At 61.0% G+C, this 19,093-nt stretch carries 18 protein-coding genes; 11 read left to right on the forward strand and 7 right to left on the reverse strand.

The window, feature by feature from the left end; genetic code table 11:
• Positions 1-170: 170 nt before the first annotated feature.
• Positions 171-1,487, forward strand: coding sequence for a bifunctional DedA family/phosphatase PAP2 family protein (locus AEQ67_RS01190; protein WP_059402106.1), 1,317 nt, complete (start codon positions 171-173; stop codon positions 1,485-1,487).
• Positions 1,488-1,668: 181 nt separating this feature from the next.
• Here the strand turns inward: AEQ67_RS01190 and AEQ67_RS01195 are convergent, their stop codons facing one another.
• Genes AEQ67_RS01195 through AEQ67_RS01205 form a run of 3 tightly spaced genes read right to left on the reverse strand, consistent with a single transcriptional unit; the run spans position 1,669 to position 3,345 of the window.
• Positions 1,669-2,259 carry an LON peptidase substrate-binding domain-containing protein gene (locus AEQ67_RS01195; RefSeq protein ID WP_059402107.1) on the reverse strand — a complete coding sequence of 197 codons (591 nt, stop codon included), beginning with the start codon at positions 2,257-2,259 and terminating at the stop codon, positions 1,669-1,671.
• Positions 2,260-2,269: 10 nt separating this feature from the next.
• Complete coding sequence (locus AEQ67_RS01200) at positions 2,270-2,986, reverse strand: LrgB family protein (RefSeq protein ID WP_059402108.1); 717 nt, start codon at positions 2,984-2,986, stop codon at positions 2,270-2,272.
• On the reverse strand, positions 2,983-3,345 hold the full coding sequence (locus AEQ67_RS01205; protein WP_059402109.1) for a CidA/LrgA family protein: 363 nt from the start codon (positions 3,343-3,345) through the stop codon (positions 2,983-2,985). The genes AEQ67_RS01200 and AEQ67_RS01205 overlap by 4 nt, the downstream gene beginning before the upstream one ends.
• Before the next feature lie 200 nt (positions 3,346-3,545).
• Here AEQ67_RS01205 and AEQ67_RS01210 point away from each other — a divergent pair, with 200 nt between their 5' ends.
• From AEQ67_RS01210 to AEQ67_RS01220, 3 genes are all read left to right on the forward strand, one after another.
• Positions 3,546-4,001 carry a MaoC family dehydratase gene (locus tag AEQ67_RS01210; protein ID WP_059402110.1) on the forward strand — a complete coding sequence of 152 codons (456 nt, stop codon included), beginning with the start codon at positions 3,546-3,548 and terminating at the stop codon, positions 3,999-4,001.
• Between the two features lie 103 nt (positions 4,002-4,104).
• On the forward strand, positions 4,105-5,823 hold the full coding sequence (locus tag AEQ67_RS01215; protein WP_059402111.1) for a C13 family peptidase: 1,719 nt from the start codon (positions 4,105-4,107) through the stop codon (positions 5,821-5,823).
• A gap of 27 nt (positions 5,824-5,850) precedes the next feature.
• Positions 5,851-6,492, forward strand: a complete 642-nt coding sequence (locus tag AEQ67_RS01220; protein WP_059402112.1) for an oxidoreductase — start codon at positions 5,851-5,853, stop codon at positions 6,490-6,492.
• Positions 6,493-6,575: 83 nt separating this feature from the next.
• Here the strand turns inward: AEQ67_RS01220 and AEQ67_RS01225 are convergent, their stop codons facing one another.
• From AEQ67_RS01225 to AEQ67_RS01240, 4 genes are all read right to left on the reverse strand, one after another.
• The gene (locus AEQ67_RS01225) at positions 6,576-6,860 is read right to left on the reverse strand and encodes a YceK/YidQ family lipoprotein (protein WP_059402113.1); all 285 of its coding nucleotides are present in this window, start codon (positions 6,858-6,860) and stop codon (positions 6,576-6,578) included.
• Complete coding sequence (ubiX, locus tag AEQ67_RS01230) at positions 6,853-7,485, reverse strand: flavin prenyltransferase UbiX (protein ID WP_059402114.1); 633 nt, start codon at positions 7,483-7,485, stop codon at positions 6,853-6,855. Before ubiX ends, AEQ67_RS01225 begins: the two co-directional genes overlap by 8 nt.
• A complete protein-coding gene (gene mpl / locus AEQ67_RS01235; RefSeq protein WP_059402115.1) occupies positions 7,482-8,831 on the reverse strand; it encodes a UDP-N-acetylmuramate:L-alanyl-gamma-D-glutamyl-meso-diaminopimelate ligase in 1,350 nt (449 codons plus the stop codon). Before mpl ends, ubiX begins: the two co-directional genes overlap by 4 nt.
• Before the next feature lie 158 nt (positions 8,832-8,989).
• The gene (locus AEQ67_RS01240) at positions 8,990-10,903 is read right to left on the reverse strand and encodes a sigma-54-dependent Fis family transcriptional regulator (protein WP_059402116.1); all 1,914 of its coding nucleotides are present in this window, start codon (positions 10,901-10,903) and stop codon (positions 8,990-8,992) included.
• Between the two features lie 399 nt (positions 10,904-11,302).
• On the opposite strand from AEQ67_RS01240, the gene exaC reads away from it, so the two are divergent.
• The 7 genes from exaC to AEQ67_RS01275 all read left to right on the forward strand — a co-directional run bounded on the left by exaC (position 11,303) and on the right by AEQ67_RS01275 (position 18,967).
• The gene (exaC, locus tag AEQ67_RS01245) at positions 11,303-12,823 is read left to right on the forward strand and encodes an acetaldehyde dehydrogenase ExaC (protein WP_059402117.1); all 1,521 of its coding nucleotides are present in this window, start codon (positions 11,303-11,305) and stop codon (positions 12,821-12,823) included.
• 189 nt (positions 12,824-13,012) lie between these two features.
• The gene (eutH, locus tag AEQ67_RS01250) at positions 13,013-14,293 is read left to right on the forward strand and encodes an ethanolamine utilization protein EutH (RefSeq protein WP_059402118.1); all 1,281 of its coding nucleotides are present in this window, start codon (positions 13,013-13,015) and stop codon (positions 14,291-14,293) included.
• A 98-nt stretch (positions 14,294-14,391) separates the two neighbouring features.
• Positions 14,392-15,786, forward strand: coding sequence for an ethanolamine ammonia-lyase subunit EutB (locus AEQ67_RS01255; protein ID WP_059402119.1), 1,395 nt, complete (start codon positions 14,392-14,394; stop codon positions 15,784-15,786).
• A complete protein-coding gene (gene eutC, locus AEQ67_RS01260; RefSeq protein ID WP_059402120.1) occupies positions 15,783-16,619 on the forward strand; it encodes an ethanolamine ammonia-lyase subunit EutC in 837 nt (278 codons plus the stop codon). Before AEQ67_RS01255 ends, eutC begins: the two co-directional genes overlap by 4 nt.
• 112 nt (positions 16,620-16,731) lie before the next feature.
• Positions 16,732-17,193 carry a GNAT family N-acetyltransferase gene (locus AEQ67_RS01265; protein ID WP_059402121.1) on the forward strand — a complete coding sequence of 154 codons (462 nt, stop codon included), beginning with the start codon at positions 16,732-16,734 and terminating at the stop codon, positions 17,191-17,193.
• 298 nt (positions 17,194-17,491) lie between these two features.
• Positions 17,492-18,148, forward strand: coding sequence for a DedA family protein (locus AEQ67_RS01270; protein ID WP_059402122.1), 657 nt, complete (start codon positions 17,492-17,494; stop codon positions 18,146-18,148).
• A gap of 6 nt (positions 18,149-18,154) precedes the next feature.
• Positions 18,155-18,967 carry a zinc-dependent peptidase gene (locus AEQ67_RS01275; protein WP_059402123.1) on the forward strand — a complete coding sequence of 271 codons (813 nt, stop codon included), beginning with the start codon at positions 18,155-18,157 and terminating at the stop codon, positions 18,965-18,967.
• The last annotated feature ends 126 nt before the right edge of the window (positions 18,968-19,093 follow it).

The raw sequence follows: 19,093 nt of genomic DNA on the forward strand, positions 1-19,093 counted from the left end.
CCCAGATCCCTGTGGGAGCGGGCTTGCCCGCGATAGCGATAGGTCAGCCGACATTGATATCGATTGGTGTGGCCTCATCGCGGGCAAGCCCGCTCCCACAGGATTGAGTAGTGATTTGAAACTTGCGCTGGTCCACCGGGATCATTTGAACATTCAATGGAGTGGTTTTTATGGGCCCATGGCTCGATAGCGTGACCGGTTGGTTGACGGTCAACCCGCAATGGCTGGCGGCGGCGGTGTTCATTGTGGCGTTTGTGGAATGTCTGGCGATTGCCGGGTTGATCGTACCCGGCACGGTGCTGCTGTTTGCCGTCGCAGTGCTGGCCGGCAGTGGCGCGCTGTCGTTGGGTGAAACTCTGTTGCTGGGCTTTCTCGCCGGCGTGCTGGGCGACATTGTTTCCTACTTCATTGGACGGCATTTCCATCAGACCATCCGGCGCCTGCCGGGGTTGCGCCCTCGCCCGGCGTGGATTGCCGGCGCCGCGGCGTATTTCCAGCGCTACGGCATCGCCAGCCTGTTGGTCGGACGCTTCATCGGCCCGCTGCGGCCCATGCTGCCGATGGTCGCCGGGATGGTCGACATGCCCTTCCCGCGCTTCGTCGCCGTCAGCCTGTTGGCCGCCGCTGGCTGGAGCGTTGCTTACTTGCTGCCCGGCTGGGCCACTGGCGCGGCGATTCGCTTGCCATTGCCGGAAGGTTTCTGGCCTGAGGCCGGGATTGTGGCTGGCAGTATCGCGGTGATGGTGGGGCTGAGCGCAACCAGCAGCCTGCGTCGCCATCGCAAGGCCACCGTGTTTATTGCCGGGATGAGCTTGCTGATTCTGGCGGGGCTGTTTATCGGCTATCCGCACCTGACCGCCCTTGATCAGGGGGTGATGACGCTGGTGCAGGAACACCGCAGCCCGATGCTCGATGAAGTGGCCGTGGTCTTCACGCTGATCGGTGAGTTCCGCAACATGCTGATCTTCAGCGCCCTGCTGACAATCCTGCTGTTGCTCACCCGGCAGTGGCGACAAGCGATTTTCGCGGGTGGCACGATGCTCTGCACCGCGCTGGCCAACACCGTGACCAAACACTTTTTCGCCCGCGTGCGCCCCGAAGTGCTGACCGATCCGCTGACCAGCTTCAGCATGCCCAGCGGTCATGCGTCGGGCGCCTTCGCGCTGTTCCTGACCCTCGCCGTACTGGCTGGCCGTGGACAACCGCCACGGATGCGCCTGACCTGGTTACTGGTAGGTTGCCTGCCGGCGCTGGCGATTGCCCTGTCGCGGGTGTATCTGGGGGCGCACTGGCCGACGGATGTGCTGGCCGGCGCAATGCTGGCGGCGTGCGTGTGTGCGGCGAGCTTGTGGTTGAGTCAGCGCCAGACGCCGCTCAACGCCATGCCGCCGAAGGTCTGGTGGCTGGTGCTGCCGGCAATGGTGGCGTTGTTCGGGTTCTTTGCCCTGAGGCATTTGCCGCACACGATGTTGCGATACGCCTACTGACGACGAATCACCTGTAGCAGCTGTCGAGCCTGCGAGGCTGCGTTCGGCGGCGAAGCCGTCGCAAATCCTGCCCGCGAGTTTTTCCTGACACACCGTGGTGGTTGATTTCACGACGGCTGCGCCGCCGAACGCAGCCTCGCAGGCTCGACAGCTGCTACACGTTGCTACACGCTGCGACAAGTCAGGCGAATAATTCGCCTTGCAGCTCGTCCAGCAGCGCCTGGATGGCATCCAGTCGTTGCTGCGGGTCATCGAGTTGCAGCAGGTCTATCTTGTCCACTTCGGCAAAGGGCAGCAGGTACGCCAACTGATTGGCCAGCGACTGTTGCCCGGTCGCCTCGGTGCCCATGTTCAACGCTTCGACCATCGGGTGTTCAGCCAGGGCCTTGAGCAGCGCGACCAGGTCGGCGTCCTCATCCTGCAACGGCTGCTCCGGTTCGTCTTCCAGCCACTCGACTTCGGCGATGGTCAACTGATCGCGCTGGATCTCGGTGCGCAACACGTGGAAACGCCGCCCGCCCTGCACCCGAATCCCCAGCAGGCCATTGTCCTGTTGCTTGAAATCGGTGATCAGCGCTTCACACCCGACCAGCGCATAGCCCGCCGGGGCGATGCCGACTTCTTCGCCGTCGAGGATGCACACCACGCCGAAGCCGCCGCCCTGTTTCATGCAGCGGCTGATCATGTCCAGGTAGCGCGCCTCGAAGATCTGCAAGTCGAGGATGCAGCCAGGAAACAACACCGTGTTCAGCGGAAAAAGCGGCAGGCTCATAGACATTTCCTTACACCATCATCGACACCGCCAACGGCAGGAAGACCGCCGTGGCCACACCCATCAGACTCATCGCCAGCGCCGCGAAGGCGCCGCACTCTTCATTTTCCTGCATGGCCACCGCCGTGCCGACCGCATGGGCCGTCATGCCCAGTGCCATGCCGCGCGCTTCAGGGCTGTGGACACCGAGCCGGGTCAACAGCGCCGGCCCGAAGATCGCCCCGATCACCCCGGTAATCAGCACAAACACCGCCGCCAACGCCGCGACGCCACCGATCTGCTCGGCCACCAGCATGGCAATCGGCGAAGTCACCGACTTCGGCGCCATGGTCATCAGGATCATGTGTTCGGCGCCGAACGACCAGCCCAGCAACACGCCCATCCCCGTGGCAACCACACCGCCTATCACCAGCGTAGTAAATATCGGCCAGAACAACTGCCGAATCCTTCGCAGGTTGAGATACAGCGGCACCGCCAGTGCAACCGTCGCCGGGCCGAGCAAGATGCTCAGGATCTCGGTGCTCTTGCGGTACTCGGCGTAAGTCAGGCCACAGCTCAGCAACACAGCGATCACCAGCAGCATCGAAACCAGCACCGGTTGCAGAAAGATCCAGCGGGTTTTCTCGAACGCCGCCAGCATCAGTTGATACGCGCCCAAGGTTATGCCGATGCCGAACAATGGATGGTGAACCACCGAGTCCACGGCGCCCTGCCAATCGAGGATCATTGGCCCTCTCCGCGATGCGCGTGACGCTTGACCATGCGCTGCATCAACACGCCTGCGAAGGCCATGGACAGCAACAGCGACAACACCAGCGCGCCGACGATGGCCCAGAAATCCGCTGCAATGTCCTTGGCGTAGACCATCACGCCCACGGCCGGCGGCACCAGCAGCAACGGCAAGTAACGCAACAAACTGCTGGCCGCGAGGCTCAGCGGTTCACCCACCTGACCACGGCTGATCAGGTACACCAGCAACAGCAGCAGGCCGACAATCGGCCCCGGCAGTATCGGTAAAAACAAGTGATTGATCGCGGTGCCGAGCAATTGGAACAGCACCAGCCAGGTCAGGCCACGTAACAACATCCTTCCTCTCCCGCAAAAACCATCTCCCGCAGTGGCGGGCCGAGCATTATAAACACGTCGACGCTATGGATCGGCATTCGCCAAAAGCATGTTCAGTTGACCGGAGCGATTTGCCATGTTGATCTAAAGTGGTAATCCGGGAGGCCAAATCCCCCCACCCCAAAACTAAAAAAAAACCGATGAACCCAAGGAGAATCTCAATGCCCTTTGTTCCCGTAGCAGAGCTCAAAGATTATGTCGGCAAGGAACTGGGACGTTCCGAATGGCTCACCATCGATCAGGAGCGCATCAACCTGTTCGCCGAAGCCACAGGGGATTTCCAGTTCATCCATGTCGACCCGGTCAAAGCCGCGCAAACGCCATTTGGCAGCACCATTGCACACGGTTTCCTGTCGCTGTCGCTGATCCCCAAACTGATGGAAGACATCCTCATCCTCCCTGAAGGCGCGAAGATGGTGGTCAACTACGGCCTCGACAGCGTGCGCTTCATCCAGCCAGTCAAGGTCAATTCCAGGGTGCGCCTCAAGGTCGACATGAACGAAGTCATCGAGAAGAAACCCGGCCAATGGCTGCTCAAGGCCACCGCCACGCTTGAGATCGAAGGGTCGGACAAACCGGCGTATATCGCCGAGCCGCTGTCCCTCTGCTTCGTGTAAACCATCCCGGATGCGAAGCAGCTCATGCTGTTTCGCGTCGTCTCTCTATATATGCGACACATAGCTGCGGCATACTCGGTCGCCTAATTGCCCGGATCCCGCTATGCGCTCACTTGCTCTCCTCGCTTTGACCCTGTTGCTCACCGCTTGCGGCGATGGAGAATCGCTGTTGCCTCCCGACGCCCGCTTGCCGGACGGCGGACGCTATCGTGGTGACCTGGTCAACGGGCTGTTGCAAGGTCAGGGCCGCATCGACTACCCGAATGGCAGCTGGTACGCCGGCGACTTCGACAAGGGTCAATGGCACGGCCAGGGCGAATGGCATGGCAGCAACGGCGAGGTCTATCGCGGCCAGTTCAACCAAGGGCTGTTCGACGGCCAGGGTACGCTGACCACCCCCGCCAGCAGCTACACCGGCGGCTTTAAACTGGGTCGGCGCGAAGGCGAAGGCACCCTCAAAGAAAACGGCATGACCTACCGCGGCGAATTCAAAGCCGATCAATATTCAGGGCTTGGTCATCTCGAACTCGAAGACGGCAGCTCATACCAGGGCCAATTCGCCCACGGCAAACCCAACGGCGAAGGCCAGCGCGGCGACGCCAGCGGCAATCAGTTCACCGGGCACTTCGCTGACGGTCAGCTGGAAGGCAATGGGACATTCAACAGCGCCGATGGCGACATCTATGTCGGCGGCTTCAAGAACAATCAACTGCACGGCAAAGGCCGCTACGAGAACGCCGACGGCGATGTCTGGCTGGGCCAGTTCAAGGAAGGCTCGCTGAACGGCAAGGGCGAATTGATCGGCGCCGATGGCAGCCATTACATCGGCCAGTTCAGCGATTGGCGATTTACTGGCCAGGGCCGGCTGAACCTGCCCGACGGCAGTTTCTACATCGGCCAGTTCGACGGTGACAGCTATTCCGGTCGCGGCACGCTGGTGCTGACCGACGGGACGGTGCAGAACGGCACGTGGATCAATGGCCAGCGCGTTCGCGACGCCGAGGGCAAGTTGCTGCCCGACTCCCTGGAACTCGGCTTGCTGGCCCAGGGCCGCTTGCTCGACGATGCGCTGTTCAACGTGCCGGCCTCGACCCCGGCCGTCGAGCTATACACCTTGACCCTAGGTGGCGACGGCAAGCAAAGCGTGTTCCTGCGCGAATCCGACTACGTCAGCAACATGCTCAGCAGCCGCTTCGGTGCGTTTGGCCAGATCCGCCTGGTGAACCATCGCGATCACCTCGTCGACCGGCCGATGGCCACCCGGGAAAACCTGCGCCGCGCCGCCCTGACCCTGGCCGAGCGCAGTGGCCCGGAAGACTTGATCTTCATCTACCTGACCAGCCACGGCACCAGCGAACACGAACTGGTACTCGACCAGCCACGCATGGAACTGTCCGATTTGCCGGCCGACGAGCTCGCCGCCGTCCTCGCACCGCTGAAAAATCGCGACAAGATCATCGTTATTTCGTCCTGCTACTCCGGCGGCTTCATCCCCGCCCTCAAGGACGAACGCACCCTGATCATGACCGCCTCGCGCGCAGACCGGGTGTCCTTCGGTTGCTCGGAAGAAGCCAACTTCACCTACTTCGGCGACGCCCTGTTCGCCCAGGCGCTGAACCAGACCGACGATCTGGAACAAGCCTTCAAACTGGCCAAGGCAACCGTGGCCGAACGTGAACTGGCGGACAGCTTCGAGGCGTCTGAACCGCAGATCTGGGCGCCAAAAACCGTCCTCTCTCACTGGCAGCTGTTACGCAAACAACAGGCGCGCAAGGCGTTACAAAGTGTCTCTATCAGCAGCAAGGATGCAAAGAGCAACTAAGCTGAATAGTATCAAGGGGGAAACACTATGTACTTGACGCCTCAGCACGTATTGCTTGCCGGAGCTACCGGTTTGACCGGTGAACATCTTCTTGACCGTTTGCTCAATGAGCCAACGATTTCACGGGTATTGGCACCCTCACGCCGGCCACTGGCCGAGCACCCCCACCTGGAAAACCCGGTCGGCGACCCGGCGGTGTTCCTGCCACAACTGAATGGTCGCGTCGACATCGCCTACTGCTGCCTGGGCACCACCATCAAGCAAGCCGGTTCGGAACAGGCGTTCCGCGCGGTGGACCTGGACATGGTGGTGGCGTTCGCCAAACGCGCGCGAGAGATGGGCGCACGGCACCTGATCGTCATCAGTGCCTTGGGGGCCGATCGCAGATCACCGATTTTCTACAACAAGGTTAAAGGCGAGATGGAACACGCATTGCGCGCGCAGGACTGGCCGCAGCTGACCATTTGCCGCCCTTCGCTGTTGCTGGGCGACCGCCTTGAGCCGCGTGCGGCCGAGCAATTCGCAGGGCCTTTGTCCCGCCTGATCCCCGGCAAGTACCGCGGCATCGAAGCCTGCCAACTGGCCCGCGCGATGTGGCGCCTGGCGCTGGAGGAGCAGGATGGGGTGCGGATTGTTGAGTCGGATGAGTTGCGTAAGTTAGGTAAGTAAGATCAAAAGATCGCAGCCTTCGGCAGCGCCTACAGGGGAATGTGTACCTGTAGGAGCTGCCGAAGGCTGCGATCTTTTGATTTTTACAATCCCCCGGTCGCCTGAAACCCGACACCTAATACCGTGAGCACCGACAGCGGCAACAGCAGCGTATCGAGCAATGCACTGGCCGGCAGGTCGACGCCAGGATAGCTCGGTGCTGCAGCGCCGAAGCGGCCCATGGCGCAGCCCCCGCCGTTCATCGCATACAAATCCAGCCGGGTCCCCGAGTACACCACGGGCGCCCCAGGTTTCGCGGCATCGAGCGTGCGCGCCGTGGCGCAGCCAGCCAGTTGCAACGCCAACAGAATCGCCAGTAGCTTATTCATCGCTGGTCAGATGGTGTTCGCCCCAACGCGGCAGCATGTCTTGTGGAATATTCAGCAGGTTGAGAATCCGCGCCACAACGAAATCGATCAAATCATCGATGGTTTGCGGCTGGTGATAAAAGCCCGGCGAGGCCGGCAATATCGTCACGCCCATGTTCGACAACTTGAGCATGTTTTCCAGATGGATGCTCGAATACGGCGCCTCGCGTGGCACCAGAATCAACTGTCGACGCTCCTTCAAGGTCACATCGGCAGCGCGCTCGATCAGGTTGTTGCAAGCGCCCGACGCGATGGCCGACAACGTCCCGGTGGAACACGGCACCACCACCATCGCCGCCGGCGCGCCGGAGCCCGAGGCCACTGGCGACATCCAGTCTTCCTTGCCGTACACGCGAATCTGCCCGGCGGCAGCGCCGGTGTATTCGGTAAGGAAGGCCTGCATCATCTGGGTTTTCGGCGGCAATAACACGTCAGTCTCGGTGGCCATTACCAGTTGCGCCGCCTTGGAAATCAGGAAGTGCACCTCGCGGTCTTCACGGATCAGGCAGTCCAGCAGGCGCAAGCCATACTGGGCGCCCGAAGCGCCGGTCATCGCCAGCGTGATGCGTTCCGGGCTGTTGTTCATTGCAGCGCCTCGGCGAGTTTGCCGTGCAGGCCGCCGAAGCCGCCATTGCTCATGATCACCACATGAGTGCCGGGTTGAGCCTGGCTTTTCACGCGTTCGATGATGCCTTCCAGCGAGTCGCTGACAATCGACGGCACCGTGCACAACGCGGCGGTAGCGCCCAGGTCCCAGCCAAGGTTGGCTGGCGCATACCAGATCACTTGATCGGCATCGACCACGCTTTCCGGCAAGCCGTCACGGTGTGCGCCGAGCTTCATCGAATTGGAGCGCGGCTCGATGATCGCAATCAACGGCGAATCGCCGATCCGCTTGCGCAAACCGTCGAGGGTGGTGGCGATGGCGGTCGGGTGGTGAGCGAAGTCGTCGTAAATGGTGATGCCGCGAACTTCCGCGACCTTCTCCATCCGCCGTTTCACGCTTTTGAACGCGCTCAATGCAGCAATGCCCATGGCTGGCACCACACCGACGTGGCGCGCCGCCGCCAAGGTGGCCAGGGCGTTGGCGACGTTGTGCTGGCCGGTCATGTCCCACTCGACCACGCCTTGGGCTACGCCTTCGAACATCACTTCGAATTTCGAACCGTCTTCGCTCAGCAGCTTGACCTGCCACTGGCCACCGGCACCGGTGGTTTGCACCGGGGTCCAGCAGCCCATCTCAATGACGCGCTGCAAGGCCGGCTCAGTGGTCGGATGGATCACCAGGCCTTCGCTCGGGATAGTGCGCACCAAATGGTGGAACTGCCGCTCGATGGATGGCAGATCGGGGAAGATGTCGGCATGATCGTACTCCAGGTTGTTCAGGATCGCCGTGCGCGGGCGGTAGTGAACGAACTTGGAGCGCTTGTCGAAGAAGGCGCTGTCGTACTCGTCGGCTTCGATCACGAAGAACGGTGTGCCACCAAGGCGCGCCGACACCGAGAAGTTCTGTGGCACGCCGCCGATCAGGAAACCCGGGCTCATGCCCGCGTGCTCCAGCACCCAGGCAAGCATGCTGCTGGTGGTGGTCTTGCCGTGAGTACCGGCGACAGCAAGCACCCAGCGACCTTGCAGCACGTGATCCGCTAGCCATTGCGGGCCGGAGACGTACGGCAGGCCTTTGTTCAACACGTATTCAACGGCGGGGTTGCCGCGCGACATGGCGTTGCCGATCACCACCAGGTCGGGTGCCGGATCAAGCTGCGCCGGGTCATAGCCTTGGGTCAACTGAATGCCCTGAGCCTCAAGCTGAGTGCTCATGGGCGGATAGACGTTGGCATCGGAGCCCGTCACGTGATGGCCCAGCTCTTTGGCCAGAACCGCCATCGAACCCATGAAAGTGCCGCAGATACCAAGAATATGAATGTGCATAGTCGACCTCGTAAAACATGGCCGCAGGTTAGCGTAGGGTGGGGAAATTCGCACCTTGTGTTTCGATCACACTGACGCCATCGCGGGCAAGCCCGCTCCCACAAAGACGGCGCAAACCCTGTGGGAGCGGGCTTGCCCGCGATTGGTCGCGACGCGGTCTACCGGGCGATACCGTGTTTACGCAGCTTGCGATAAAGCGTATTGCGGCTGACCCCCCACTGTTCAGCCGTATGCGTCATATGCCAGCGCGTCTGCTCCAGCGCATTCAACAACGCCAACCGCTCGGCGTCATCCAGTGGGTACTCGGACGCCTCTTCAACCGGCAGCGCCACCGCCGGCCGAGCCTGACGGATCATCGCTGGCAAATCCTCCAGCCCGATCCGTCCACCGTCACACAGCGCCGCCAACGCCCGCAGCACATGGCGCAACTGCCGACCGTCCCCCGGCCAGGCGAAACCGAGCAAGGCCTGGCGCGCCGGCCCGTCGATCAGCACCGTTTCCCCGCCTGCCTCCTCGGCCAGCAAAAAGTCGAGCAACTGCGATTTATCCGTGCGATCACGCAGCGCCGGCAAGGCGACTTCCAGCCCATTGAGCCGGTAATACAAATCCTCGCGGAAGCTGCCGTCCTGCACCCGTTCCAGCAAATTCCGGTGCGTCGCGCTGATAATTCGTACGTTGACCGCCTCCGGCTCGCCACCGATCGGCACTACCTGCCGATCTTCCAGCACCCGGAGCAGCCGCGTCTGCAAGGCCAGGGGCATGTCGCCGATTTCGTCGAGGAACAAGGTGCCGCCATCCGCCTGCTGCAACTTGCCGCGCATCCCTTCCTTGCGCGCGCCGGTGAAGCTGCCGCCGCGATAGCCGAACAGCTCGCTCTCGATCAGGCTTTCCGGGATAGCCGCGCAATTAAGGGCAACGAAGGCTTTTTCCGCACGCTGGCTGGCCTGGTGCACAGCTTTGGCGAAGGCCTCTTTGCCGGACCCGGTTTCGCCGTTGATCAGCAGCGGCACGTCGCGCTCGAAAACCCGCAGGGATTTGCGGAAATCTTCCTGCAACGCCGTGTCGCCCAGGCAAATGCCGGACAGGCGCGAACGCTCGGCAATCACCGGACTTTGCACCACCGGCACCGGAATGCTGCGCGACTGCCCACGCAACACCGCAAACAGACTCCGACCGTCGCGGGTGCGCAGCGGCCAACTGGCGCTGGCGTTCACGCTCGCACGGCCGAGCAGTTCATCCAGCGAGCAATCGAAAAACGCCTCCACCGGTTTGCCCAGCAGCCCGCCGCGAATATGCCCCAGCAGGTTCAGCGCGCTCTGGTTGACCGCACAGATGCGCCCTTCTCCGTCGAACGCCAGCAGCCCTTCACTGAACAGCCCGACGGATTCGGCCTGCAAGTGAAAACGCAGTAACCATTGATTGTCGAAGTAACGCAGGAAATAGCAGCTCTCGATCATCTTCGCCGACAGATTGACCAGCGCCATGGTGTGGAACTGGCTCTGACGCGATACCTCATGCCGCGCCGAAGACACGTCGAGCACCGCCAGCAGTTCGCCGTGCGGGTCGAACACCGGGCTTGCCGAGCAGGTCAGGCCGGTGTGGCGGCCGCGAAAGTGTTCGTCCTGATGGATAGTCAGCGACTGCCGTTCCACCAGGCAGGTGCCGATGCCGTTGGTGCCCTCGCAGGCTTCGCTCCAGTCGGCGCCGAGCCAGAGGCCGGCACGCTCGAAGATCTTGCGTTCGGCGGGGGCGGTGACGCAGTTGAGGATCACCCCGCGCGCGTCGGTCAGCAGCACCGCGTGGCCGGCGCCAGAGAGTTGCTGATGCAGACTGGTCATTTCGTTGCCGGCGATGTGCAGCACTTGCTGCAAGCGTTCGCGGCTTTCCAGCACGCGGCCGTGCTCCAGCACCGTCGGCGCCATGGTCAAGGCCGGGTCGAGGTGATAGTCCTCAAGACAGCGCAGCCATGAACGGGCAATCGACGGATCGCTGCCGGGACCCTGCAGGTGCGATTTACCCTGGGTCACGGTCAGCACTTGCTGGGCATGGCGACTCAAATGATTGTCGTGCATTTCTTATTTTTCTCCCCGAGCGGTTTTCACCGCCCCTGTAGGAGCTGTCGAGTGAAACGAGGCTGCGATCTTTTGATCTTGTTCCTGAAAAGCAAAATCAAAAGATCGCAGCCTCGTTTCACTCGACAGCTCCTACAGGGGTTGTGCCGAGCATCCTCCACGTCAGCGCGCATTGCAATGCTGGCAAGACCGACCAGTCACAGGTTGTGCCACAAGCGGTACAAACTGTCACCCAAGCTGTACCGGAAGCGTCACAGGCGCCGCCCGCCTGTCCGACAAAAATCGCGCAAGGCCTTGATTTGCCTGACCTGCAAGGCAGTGGCCCGACCTTTGCTCTACGCTTATAGCAAGCGCACATGCGCTCTCCCTTATAAGCACAAAAGCCAAGGAGAAATCACTATGCGTTACGCTCACCCCGGTACTGAAGGCGCTATCGTTTCGTTCAAGAGCAAATACGGTAACTACATCGGCGGCGAGTTCGTCGCGCCTGTCAAAGGTCAGTACTTCACCAATACTTCGCCAGTGAATGGCCAACCGATTGCCGAATTCCCCCGTTCCACGGCCGAAGACATCGACAAGGCCCTGGACGCGGCCCATGCCGCCGCCGATGCCTGGGGCGCCACGTCCGTCCAGGCGCGCTCGCTGGTGCTGCTGAAAATCGCCGACCGCATCGAACAGAACCTGGAAGTCCTGGCGATCACCGAATCCTGGGACAACGGCAAAGCCGTGCGTGAAACCCTCAACGCCGACATCCCGCTGGCGGCCGACCATTTCCGCTACTTCGCCGGCTGCATCCGCGCCCAGGAAGGCAGCGCGGCCGAGATCGACGGCAACACCGTGGCCTATCACATCCATGAACCGCTGGGCGTGGTCGGGCAGATCATCCCGTGGAACTTCCCGATCCTGATGGCCGCGTGGAAACTCGCTCCGGCCCTGGCCGCCGGTAACTGCGTGGTGCTCAAACCGGCCGAGCAAACCCCGCTGGGCATTACCGTGCTGATGGAGCTGATCGGCGACCTGCTGCCACCCGGCGTATTGAACGTGGTGCAAGGCTTCGGCAAAGAAGCCGGCGAAGCCCTCGCCACCAGCAAACGCATCGCCAAGATCGCCTTCACCGGCTCGACCCCGGTCGGCTCGCACATCATGAAATGCGCCGCCGAAAACATCATTCCGTCCACCGTGGAGCTGGGTGGCAAGTCGCCGAACATCTTCTTCGCCGACATCATGCAAGCCGAAGAAACCTTCATCGAAAAAGCCGCCGAAGGCCTGGTGCTGGCGTTCTTCAACCAGGGCGAAGTCTGCACCTGCCCATCCCGCGCGCTGGTGCAGGAATCGATCTATGACGACTTCATGAAAGTGGTGATGAAGAAAGTCCTGTCGATCAAACGTGGCGACCCGCTGGACACCGACACCATGGTCGGCGCCCAGGCGTCCGAGCAGCAATTCGACAAAATCCTTTCGTACCTGGAAATCGCCAAGGGCGAAGGCGCCGAGCTGCTGACCGGCGGCAAGGTGGAAAAACTCGAGGGCAACCTGGCGACCGGGTATTACATCCAGCCGACCCTGCTCAAGGGCACCAACAAAATGCGCGTGTTCCAGGAAGAAATCTTTGGCCCGGTGGTGAGCATCACCACCTTCAAGGACGAAGCCGAAGCCCTGGCCATCGCCAACGACACCGAGTTCGGCCTGGGTGCCGGCCTGTGGACCCGCGACATCAACCGCGCCTACCGCATGGGCCGCGCCATCAAGGCCGGTCGCGTGTGGACCAACTGCTACCACCTGTACCCGGCGCATGCCGCGTTCGGCGGTTACAAGAAGTCCGGCGTCGGCCGTGAAACCCACAAGATGATGCTTGATCACTATCAGCAGACCAAAAACCTGCTGGTGAGCTACGACATCAATCCACTGGGCTTCTTCTGATCGTTCCTCCCGGCGACTTCGGTCGCCGGGAGGCGCTTCACTATCAGTTTCCCCTACTTTTTTCGCATCGGATTCGGCGCCCACCAGCAGCCGAATGCATTGCAGCAACCGCAAATCCCCAAACGGCACTGCGCCCGTCGTGCACGCAGCGTCCGCGCATAAAAAAACAACAATAAGGAAGCACAACGCATGGATCAGATCGGCAATTACGTGCTCTATCTCATCATGCTCTGCGCCGTACTCGGCGCCTTCGCGGCGATCTACAACAGCGATGAAGGGCTTGGTAAAGAATTCATGGAAGGCATCCACGCCACGGGCCACATCTTCGTGCCGGCGGCGGGCATCATGGCTTCCATCCCCTACCTGACGGTGGTCATCGAAAAAGCCTTCGGTCCGTTCTTCAGCTCCCTGGGCGCCGACCCGGCCCTGGCGGCGACCATGATCATCGCCTCGGACATGGGCGGCTATCACCTGGCCTCGGCGCTGGCCGCTAGCAAAGAAGCGCTGGTGATGGCGCTGATCACCGGTTTCATGGGCGGTGCGACCATCGTGTTCTCGATCCCCATGGGCCTGGCGATGCTCGACAAGCGCGACCACAAATACATGGCCCTGGGCATCATGTCGGGCATTTTGACCATCCCGCTGGGTGTGTTGATCGCCAGTGTCATCCTCGCCTTCAGTAATCCGCTGGTACGGGATCTGGTGTCGACCAACGGCGAAGCCACCTATCAATTGGCCCTGGGCCTGGGCAGCATCTTCGCCAACCTGCTGCCGATCCTGATCTTCGTCGTGGGCCTGGCTTTGGGGCTACGGTTCTTGCCCGACCTGATGATCAAGGGTTTCATCATCTTCGGCCGTACGATGGACGCGGCTATCAAACTGGTGCTGGTGTTCTCCATCGTCGAGTACTTCACCGGCGTGTTCACAGTGGTGTTCGGCAGCTGGGGCTTCCACCCGATCATCGCGGACGCCGAAGACCAGACCCGAGCCCTGGAAACGGCCGGCTACATCGGCATTATGCTGGCCGGTGCGTTCCCGATGGTTTACCTGCTGCGCAAATACCTGGGTAAACCGCTGGAAAGCCTGGGCAGCAAAATCGGCCTGAGCGCTGTCGGCAGTGCCGGCATGCTGGCGACAATCGCCAACATCCTGGCCATGTTCCGTCTGGTGCGGTTCATGCCACCCAAAGACAAAGTGATCAACATCGCCTTCGGCGTTTGCGCCGCGTTCCTGCTGGGCGATCACCTGTCGTTCACCGCGAACTTCCAGCCCACCATCATCCTGCCGGTGCTGATTGGCAAGATAAGTGCAGGTTTCATTGCCGTGGGCCTGGCGTATTGGCTGTCGGTGCCCAAGGCCTTGCAACTGGAAGCGCAGGATCGCGCCGCCGGGATCATCGCCGAGGGCGAATACCTCGGCCTTCCGCTGCCCGAGTCCCTTGCGCCGAACGGCATCAAGGTGACGGCCTGAGTGTGCTGCATTGAAGTGCGCTGATCACACAGGGCATGGCATTCTGAGGAATCGCCAGCACTGGGCAGCGCACCTTCCTATTTGAAACGGAGACAGAAATGGCACGTTTTTCACATACCGTCGGTGGCCAGAACTACTGCTTCGACGATCTCAAGGAAGTCTTGGCCAAGGCCAGTCCGGCGCGCTCCGGAGACTTCCTGGCCGGTGTCGCGGCGCAGAACGACGGCGAACGGGTGGCCGCACAGATGGCCCTGGCTGACATCCCACTGACTCATTTCCTACAAGAAGTGCTGATTCCTTACGAGACCGATGAAGTCACCCGACTGATCATCGACACTCACGACCTGCAAGCCTTTGCCGTCGTCAGCCACCTCACCGTCGGCGGTTTCCGCGACTGGCTGCTCAGCGATGCAGCTGATGAACACAGCCTGCGTGCCCTCGCCCCCGGACTGACACCGGAAATGGTCGCCGCCGTGTCGAAGATCATGCGCGTGCAGGATCTGGTGCTGGTGGCGCAAAAAATCCGCGTGGTCACCAAATTTCGCGGCACGCTGGGCCTGCGCGGCCGACTGTCTACACGCCTGCAACCCAACCACCCCACCGATCAGCCGGCCGGTATCGCCGCGAGCATTCTCGATGGCCTGATGTACGGCAATGGCGACGCGATGATCGGCATCAACCCGGCCACCGACAGCATCGCTTCGATCTGCGCGATGCTGGAAATGCTCGACGCGATCATCCAGCGCTACGAAATTCCTACCCAGGCCTGCGTGCTGACCCACGTCACTACGTCCATCGAGGCGATCAATCGCGGCGTTCCGCTGGACCTGGTGTTCCAGTCGATCGCAGGCACCGAAGCGGCCAATGCCAGTTTCGGCATCAACCTGAACGTGCTGCAGGAAGGTTACGACGCCGGTTTGAGCCTGAATCGCGGCACCCTGGGGCAGAACCTGATGTATTTCGAGACCGGTCAGGGCAGCGCGCTGTCAGCCAACGCCCACCACGGCCTCGATCAACAGACCTGCGAGACTCGCGCCTACGCCGTGGCGCGCCATTTCAAGCCGTTCCTGGTGAACACCGTCGTAGGATTTATCGGCCCGGAATACCTCTACAACGGTAAACAGATCATCGGCGCCGGGCTCGAAGACCACTTCTGCGGCAAGTTGCTGGGCGTGCCGATGGGCTGCGACATCTGCTACACCAACCACGCCGAAGCCGACCAGGACGACATGGACACCTTGCTGACCCTGCTGGGCGTGGCCGGGATCAACTTCATCATGGGCATTCCCGGCTCCGACGACATCATGCTCAATTACCAGACCACTTCGTTCCACGACGCCCTTTACGCCCGTCAGACCCTGGGCCTGAAACCGGCGCCAGAGTTTGAACAATGGCTGGCCAAAATGGGCATCTTTACCCAGGCCGATGGCAAAGTTCACTTCGGTAACAGCCTGCCACCGGCCTTCCGCCAAGCCATGGCGCAACTGGGATGAGTATTGAGATGGAAAAACCTCCCGTCGATCCGCAGAACCCGTTGCTGGAACTGCGCCGTCTGACCCCGGCGCGGATTGCCCTCGGTCGCACGGGCACCAGCATGCCGACCCGTGCGCAACTGGATTTCCAGTACGCCCATGCCCAGGCACGGGATGCGGTGCACTTGCCGTTCGATCACGCTGGGCTCAGCGCACAATTGGCCGAGGGCGGGCGCGACAGCTTGCTGCTGCACAGCGCGGCCAAGGATCGGGACAGTTATCTGCAACGCCCCGATTTGGGGCGAAAACTGAGTGATGACTCGGCGCACATCCTGCGCGAGTACGCGCAGACCCATTCTGGCGGGGTCGATCTGACTATCGTGGTCGCCGATGGCTTGTCGGCACTGGCGGTTCATCGCCATACCCTGCCGTTTCTGGCGCGGATGGAAGAACAGATCGTGGCTGAAGGCTGGTCTGTCTCACCGGTGGTTCTGGTGGAACAGGGCCGCGTCGCTGTCGCCGACGAGATTGGCGAGTTGCTGGGCGCAAAAATGGTGGTGATCCTGATCGGCGAACGCCCTGGCCTCAGCTCCCCGGACAGTCTGGGTTTATATTTCACCTACAATCCCAAGGTCGGGCTCACGGATGCGTATCGCAATTGCATCTCGAATGTCCGCCTCGAAGGCCTGAGTTATGGCATGGCGGCACACCGTTTGCTTTATTTGATGCGCGAAGCCTGCCGGCGGCAGCTGTCGGGAGTCAATCTGAAGGACGAAGCCCAGGTTCAGACGCTGGAGTCGGACGCAGGCACGGATTTGAAAGGTAATTTCCTACTGAATCCGCCGAATTCCTGAACCGTTTCCGCATTGCGTTTCTGTTCCGGTTTCAGGCAGGATCGATGCACGGACGCCAGGGTTTCCCGTCGCCGTCATCCTGTAAGACAGCCACTTGAAGACGAGACCAACCATGCGGATTATTCAAGCGACCCTCGAACACCTGGACCTGCTTACCCCGTTGTTCGTCAAATATCGCGAGTTTTATGGCTCCCTGCCGTATCCGGACTCGTCCCGGGCATTCCTCGAGAAACGCCTGCGGCGCAAGGAGTCAGTGATTTACCTGGCCCTGGCCGATGACGACAGCAACAAACTAATGGGTTTCTGTCAGTTGTACCCGAGCTTTTCCTCGCTTTCGCTCAAGCGCGTGTGGATTCTCAACGACATTTACGTTGCCGAAGAGGCCCGGCGCCAGCTGGTGGCCGACAATCTGATTCGCACCGCGAAGAAAATGGCCAAGGAAACCAATGCCGTGCGCATGCGCGTTTCCACCAGCAGCAACAACGAAGTCGCGCAAAAAACCTACGAATCCATCGGGTTCAAGGAAGACACCGAGTTCAAGAACTACGTATTGCCGATCAGCGACGAACTCTGACCACACCGCATACCTGTAGGAGCGAGCTCGCTCGCGATGTTCGCCAACGATAACGCTGCAAACCTGACACCCCGCAGCGTTCTGAAGTGCATTGCGAGCAAGATCGCTCCTACAAGTAAGGACGCGCCAATTGCCGGCCTGATGCGAAATCCCCCGCTACAAACTCGACGCGCTTTTCACGTTTCAGCCCGTATAATGCCGATCTTCCCGGCTTGTAAGAAAAACTACATCCATCTGTAGTCTTATATGAAGTCATCCGCACGGCCTGCTGAGTCGGGCCATCACCACAGGTGCCCCCATGGATTTCAACCCGCTCGACCTTATCCTGCATCTCGATGTTTACCTCGACTTGCTGGTAAACAACTACGGGCCATGGATCTACGCCATTCTGTTCCTGGTGATCTTCTGCGAAACCGGTCTGGTGGTGATGCCGTTCCTGCCGGGCGATTCCCTTCTGTTTATCGCGGGCGCCGTAGCGGCCGGCGGCGGTATGGACCCAGTGTTGCTGGGCGGCCTGCTGATGCTGGCGGCAATTCTCGGCGACAGCACCAACTACGTGATCGGACGAACGGCGGGCGAAAAACTCTTCAGCAACCCGAACTCGAAAATCTTCCGTCGCGACTACCTGCAGCAAACCCACGACTTCTACGACAAGCATGGCGGCAAAACCGTGACCCTCGCGCGTTTCCTGCCGATCATCCGCACCTTTGCACCGTTCGTCGCTGGTGTGGGGAAAATGCCTTATCCGCGGTTCTTCGCCTTCAGCGTCCTCGGCACCATCCTGTGGGTCGGTGGCCTGGTGACCCTCGGTTACTTCTTCGGTAACGTACCGTTCATCAAGCAAAACCTGTCCTTGCTGGTCGTTGGCATCATCCTGCTGTCGCTGATACCAATGATCATCGGTATCGTCCGCAGCCGCTTCGGCAACGCCGCTTCCAAAGCCCACCCGCGCTGATTCACGATGTGGTCCCTTAGCGCCTGGCGACGCCAGCGCACCTTGGCCAAGCACCCGATTGCCGACGACATGTGGCAACGGGTGCGCCATCATTTGAGCTTTCTCGACGGTATCAGCGACGCAGAAGACCGGTGGTTGCGCGAGGCCAGCGTGCTGTTTCTGCAAGACAAACACCTGACCGCCTTGCGCGGCGTTGAACTCCACCAGGAGCAACGTCTGCTGCTCGCCGCCCAGGCTCAATTACCGTTGTTGCATCTGGGCGATCTGAACTGGTATCAGGGTTTCCACGAAATCGTCCTCTACCCCGACGACTTCCTCAGCCCCCAGCGTCATCGTGACGCCAGTGGCGTCGAGCATGAATGGGACGGCGAACACAGCGGCGAAGCCTGGCAACAAGGCCCGATCATCCTCGCCTGGCCCGGCGTGATGGCCAGCGGTGGCTGGGAAGGCTACAACCTGGTGATTCACGAACTGGCGCACAAACTCGACATGCTCAACGGCGACGCCAACGGCCTGCCGCCGCTGCACGCCGACATGCGCGTCAGCGACTGGGCCAAAGTCATGCAAGAGGCCTACGATGACCTCGACCGGCAACTGGAGCGCAATCCCGACGCAGAAACCGCCATCGACCCGTACGCCGCGGAAAATCCCGCTGAGTTTTTTGCAGTTACCAGCGAATACTTCTTCAGCGCCCCGGATTTGCTGCACGAGGCGTATCCTCAGGTCTACGAGCAGCTGAAGCTGTTTTACCGCCAGGATCCGCTGGCCCGGCTGCGGCAACTTCTTGCCGAAGACCCGGTCTATCAGGCACACGACTAGTGTCCTGTCTTACCGATACGTTGCTCTTTTGACGAGTGGCCGTTGTGGTCAGGCAAGGCGCCGCGACGAGTCATAGCTGGCTATGGCGAGGAGCGGCAACGCAGCATGGCCGCAACGGACGCCGTC

The sequence above is a fragment of the Pseudomonas sp. RIT-PI-q genome (assembly GCF_001297125.1).
GTDB lineage: Bacteria > Pseudomonadota > Gammaproteobacteria > Pseudomonadales > Pseudomonadaceae > Aquipseudomonas.